Source organism: Mesorhizobium sp. M7A.F.Ca.CA.004.04.2.1, assembly GCF_004022825.1.
Taxonomy (GTDB): domain Bacteria; phylum Pseudomonadota; class Alphaproteobacteria; order Rhizobiales; family Rhizobiaceae; genus Mesorhizobium.
Genome location: NZ_RZPH01000838.1, coordinates 1 through 2,717, shown reverse-complemented (window position 1 = coordinate 2,717; position 2,717 = coordinate 1). Strand labels below are relative to the sequence as shown.

Sequence of the window (2,717 nt, the reverse complement as noted above, 5' to 3'; positions counted from 1 at the left end):
GCTGCAGTCGATTTTCGCGTTGGTCCTGGTGCTTCCCTACACGCTTGCACATTACGTTCAGAACTTTGCGGTGGCGCGGCTTCTGTCCGATTTCCTGTCGGCCAACCCGGACTCGCTGTCTTTCGCCTCGGCGCTCACCGTCACCAAATTCGCGCTTTTCGCCATACCGGTGATCGTCATCGCGGCCTTCTGGCTGGCGGGCCAGAAACGCCAGGCCTGATGCCGCACGCGAAGCCCAACCGGGCAGGGGGCACTTGATGAACCAGACCACGATCTTCTGGCCCGTTCTCGCGCATGTGCTGCTGATCTACATCGTCTACTGCGTCCTGGGTCGTCGCAGATACGGCGCAATAAGGTCAGGCGAGGCGAAGGCCGGTCAGTTCAAGGTGCGTTCGGCCGAACCGGCCTCCAGCGTCACCGTTGCCGCCAATCTCACCAACCAGTTCGAACTGCCGGTGCTGTTTTACGTGCTGTGCCTGACGCTGCACCTGACCAACGGCGTCAACTATCTGACCTTGTCGCTGATGTGGATTTTCGTCGCGTCCCGCTATTTCCATGCCTGGATTCACCTGACCAGCAACAATCTGCTGCTGCGCAGCCGGTCATTCTTCGTCAGTGCGGTGATTCTCCTGCTGGGATGGATCTGGTTCGCGCTGCACCTGCTCGGCGCGGTCTGAGCAGAGCGCTTCTGCCTTCTCCCACAGGGGAGAAGGGAAGTCCGTTCGCCTAAAGGTCGAACACCGCGATCTTGCGCTTGTCGAACTTGATGCCGATCTCGCCGCGTACCAGCTTGAGCGCGGCCTCGCCGAACACCGCGCGCCGCCAGCCTTGCAGCGCCGGTACGTCGGCTTCCTCGCCCTCGGCGGCGATACGGTCGATGTCGTCGCTGGAGGCCAGCACCTTGGAAGCGACGCCCTCCTTTTCGGCAACGATCCGCAGCAGCACCTTCAACAGTTCCGCCGCGGCGCTCGAGCCCTCGGGCGGCTGGAAACTCTTTGGCAGTTTCGGCATCTCTTCCTTGGGCAAGGCAAGCGCGGTGTTGACCGCGCCAAGCAGCGCCGTTGCCGTCGACGAGCGCTCCCAGCCCTTCGGCGTCGTGCGCAGCTTGCCGAGGGCTGCCGCGTCGCGCGGCGCCTGCTGCGCCACCTCGTAGATCGCGTCGTCTTTCAGAACGCGGCCGCGCGGCACGTCACGTTCGCGCGCCTCGCGCTCGCGCCACGCCGCCACGCCCTGCACGATCGCCAGTTCCTGCGGTTTGCGCAGCCGCATCTTCAACCGCTTCCAGGCGTCCTCGGGGTGCGGATCATAGGTTTCGCGCGAGGTCAGGACCTCCATTTCCTCGTTGAGCCAATGGGCGCGGTTTTCCCGCTCCAGTTCGGCGCTGAGGTGTTGGTAGACCTCGATGAGATGCGTGACGTCGGCCAGCGCATAGTCGAGCTGCTTGTCGGAAAGCGGCCGGTGGCGCCAGTCGGTGAAACGCGATGACTTGTCGAGCCGCGCACCGGTGATGCGCTGCACGAGCTGATCGTAGGAAACACTGTCGCCGAAGCCGCAGACCATCGCCGCCACTTGCGTGTCGAACACCGGATGCGGAACCAGATCGCCGAGGTGGACGATGATTTCGATATCCTGCCGCGCGGCGTGGAAGACTTTGACCACCGCCTCGTTGGCCATCAGCCTGAAGAACGGCTTCAGGTCGATATCGGGAGCCAGCGGATCGATCAACGCCGTCACGCCGGGTGCGGCCATCTGTATGAGGCACAGGATCGGCCAAAACGTCGTTTCTCGTATGAATTCGGTGTCGACGGTGACGAAATCCGACTTTTCGAAAGCGGCGAGAACGGTCTCGAGTTCTTTCTGGGTGGTGATGACGTGCATCAAATCGCTTTTGACAGGAGTAAGGTCTTCCTAGATTTCAGCCGCCGGGGCTTTCGTCAAGCTTTGGCACCGCCATCGTCAGGTTCCCGGACCATCGGAATCGTCGTTTCTCCTGGCCAGCCGCGCGAAAACCGTCGAAGTGCGCAGAAGCGCGGTGAAGCGGCCGCGCCTGCCTGCCGGCACACCGGACCGGGCCTGCATGCGGTAAAGGATGACGGCGATGAAGATCGCATAGACCACCGCGCTGAATACAAACAGGGCGCCCGGTCCGAAATATTGCATCGCCGTCGAGGCGGCGAACGGGCCGCCAATGGCGCCGAAGGAATAGAACAGCATCAGCGCCGCGTTGATCAGCACGAACTCGCCCGTGTCGGCGCGATCGTTCGAATGCGCCGCCGACAGCGAATAGAGCGGCATGGCGAAACAGCCGAAGATGAAGATGAGGATGAAGTTGAGCGCCGGATTGCTGCCGGCGATGAACACCAGCGCCAGCGCCGAAAGCATCGCGCAGCAGGTCGTGATCAAGAGCACGCGGCGCCGATCCCAGCGGTCGGAGAGGTAGCCAAGCGGATACTGGATGATGGCGCCGCCAAAGATGCCGACGCTGACGAAGGTGACGACATCGGCGACCGACATGCCGATCTGCTCGGCATAGACCGGCGACAAGGTGCGAAAGGCGCTGTTGGTGACGCCGACGGCGATGCAGCCGAAGCAGCCCAGCGGCGAAATCCGCCAGACGCGCGCCAGGTCGAGCTTGACCTCTTCGGGTGGTGCCGGGTTGGAGCGGTCGCCGAGCGACACCGGCACCAGCGACAAGGTGATCATCATCGACATGATGG

Annotated in this window: 3 protein-coding genes and 1 pseudogene; 2 read left to right on the top strand and 2 right to left on the bottom strand. The window is 62.9% G+C overall.

Annotation, left to right across the window (positions count from 1 at the left end):
- Window positions 1-220 (top strand): annotated as a pseudogene (locus EN893_RS27885) (hypothetical protein); the annotation flags it as partial.
- A gap of 37 nt (window positions 221-257) precedes the next feature.
- Window positions 258-677 carry an MAPEG family protein gene (locus EN893_RS27880; RefSeq protein ID WP_127269489.1) on the top strand — a complete coding sequence of 140 codons (420 nt, stop codon included), beginning with the start codon at window positions 258-260 and terminating at the stop codon, window positions 675-677.
- Between the two features lie 49 nt (window positions 678-726).
- Here the strand turns inward: EN893_RS27880 and rnd are convergent, their stop codons facing one another.
- Window positions 727-1,878: a ribonuclease D gene (gene rnd, locus EN893_RS27875; protein ID WP_127272735.1), complete on the bottom strand. Its 1,152-nt coding sequence runs from the start codon at window positions 1,876-1,878 to the stop codon at window positions 727-729.
- A 78-nt stretch (window positions 1,879-1,956) separates the two neighbouring features.
- Window positions 1,957-2,717 (bottom strand): MFS transporter (locus EN893_RS27870; RefSeq protein WP_128361948.1); only part of this gene is annotated, 761 nt, incomplete at its 5' end.